Annotated in this window: 2 protein-coding genes and 2 pseudogenes; all 4 read left to right on the top strand. The window is 62.4% G+C overall.

The genetic code is table 11. The annotated features are described in order from the left end of the window. A pseudogene (locus X773_RS78900) lies at positions 1–178 on the top strand (ATP-binding protein); the annotation flags it as partial. Positions 179–429: 251 nt separating this feature from the next. Beyond that, positions 430–1,044, top strand: coding sequence for a hypothetical protein (locus X773_RS73455; RefSeq protein WP_156937526.1), 615 nt, complete (start codon positions 430–432; stop codon positions 1,042–1,044). Between the two features lie 191 nt (positions 1,045–1,235). Beyond that, positions 1,236–1,538, top strand: a complete 303-nt coding sequence (locus X773_RS77185; RefSeq protein ID WP_156937525.1) for a hypothetical protein — start codon at positions 1,236–1,238, stop codon at positions 1,536–1,538. 143 nt (positions 1,539–1,681) lie between these two features. Beyond that, positions 1,682–1,913: pseudogene (locus X773_RS73445) on the top strand (ATP-binding protein); the annotation flags it as partial.

Below are 1,913 nucleotides of genomic sequence, written 5' to 3'. Positions count from 1 at the left end.
CTCGCACTCGCTGCGCCGCGCCCGGCGCCTGCTGACCTATATCGAGGAGCAGGGGCTGATCGTATGCCAGCTCGACGGAGCCGGCCGGCGGACGGTGACGCTGGTGGAGCTCGCCTGGGCAACGGCACCGGGGGATCCCAATGCGGAGGAGGCGGAGCAGGGGAGTTTGGCTGTATGAGACTGGCGCCACGCTGCTCGGCGCATTGGCTGCGCTGTACGCTATGCTGATCTTCGCGATCGGGATCGAGGTCCCGCGGCGGCTGATCGGCAGAAAGCCGCTACGGCTCTAGATTGCCGGGGCGGTCGCAGTGATGATCGGGTACATGCGCTCTGATGGCATCCATGCCGTCTCCCGGGCGGAGAAAATCCTGATGGTGGCTATTCTGCGCCGCCGTCGGTGGGACTGTCTACTGGCTGGTGGCGGTCAAATTGCGCGCTATCCTGACACTCTTGCTCAAGTGTCTGCTCTGCGGCGCCAAGTCGCGAGCGGTTTCATGCGCATTTTTCGAAGGAGGTTTTGCGATGAAAATGTCCCGTTTTTCAAACACCGGCGCTGCGGCATGGCTGGTTGGAGCCCTGCTCAGCCTTGCCGCGCTCGGCGTCACGAAAGCGGAGGCTGCCGACATGCACCAATTGTGCCGCCAGGTGCACAACGACGACACGATCCAGGACTATTCGCCCGCGCTTCATGACGAGACGGTCCAGGCGTTCAAGGCGCTCGCTTCGGACGCTCAAATTGCGCCGGACGATTCCGAACTGCGGGCACAGGCCCAATATCGCTGCATGGACGGCAAGGTCATGGTCTGCTTCGTCGGCGCCAACCTGCCCTGCACCAAGATGAATGCGGCACGCGACAATCCTGGTGCGGATGAGTTCTGTCGGCAGAATCCAAACGCGAAAGACGTTCCAGCCGTCGCGACGGGTCACGATACCGTTTATTCCTATCGATGCCGCAACGGCCAAGCTGAGATAGCAGACGACTTGTGGGAACTCGACGAACGGGGCTTCGCGAAGAAGCTTTGGGCTGAGTTACCCGATCGCTAAGTCCGCTCACGCCAAGTGTTTTCTTGGTAGGCGCTAACCTAGATGTGTTTCGCCTGATGGCGCGAGGCCATTTATGATCGATTCGTGGCGGCAGCACCCGCAAGGAATCGTGACCGACGCCATGCGGGTGGCGGGGCTGCCGGAGTAGTGCTGCGCGCCTGCTTTGGCTTGGGGCTAGCCGGAGGATCGGAATGGGTCTCGACGTTGCAGTTTTCAAAAGCGCTTCGACCATGGAGCGGGAATTCCCCGGCTATCGCTTTCAGCGGGAACCGACAACGGGCGAATGCGAGGTGATCCATCCCGAGGGCGTAAATCTCACCTGGGACGTGGTCACGGTGTGCGACTGGTGTGTCGGAAACATCGCCCACGTCGCCGCGCTTAGAGAGGCGATTGCCGGCCTTCTCGGCGAAGGCTCGGCCTTGGAACGGATTGTCCTTTTTTTCAGCCTGCAGTGTCGGAGACGTCATCGAGGAGCCGAGCTTTGTCGAGCTTGAGCGCGAATTGCGGCTGATCGAATCAAGCACCGACGCATGGGTTCGGGAATTTGCCGATGGACTATCGGAATTGATCCGCATGGCACGGCGCGAGAAAAACCCTATCGTGTTTGTGTGACCGGCAAGCCAAGCAGAGCCCCGATGGCCGGACTTTTCTCGATATCGACATGGCGCGTGCCGCCGACCTTCTCGGCATGGAGCGCCGCCAGGCCGAGGCCTTTCGCGACCTCGAGCGCGGGCAGTTCATGGCGCTCGGCCCGGCGCTGTCGCGCCGTCCGCTCGGCTTGCGCATCGGCCCGACCGAAACGAGTCCGCGCAACGCGACCCCGCGCCTGATGCCGCTGCCGGAAGCGGCGTTGGAGGATGCCCGCGCGA

This window comes from Mesorhizobium sp. LSJC280B00 (assembly GCF_000502835.1).
In the GTDB taxonomy this organism is placed as follows: Bacteria; Pseudomonadota; Alphaproteobacteria; order Rhizobiales; family Rhizobiaceae; genus Mesorhizobium.
Note: the sequence above shows the minus strand (reverse complement) of the source record. Positions and strands in the feature narration are given on the sequence as shown.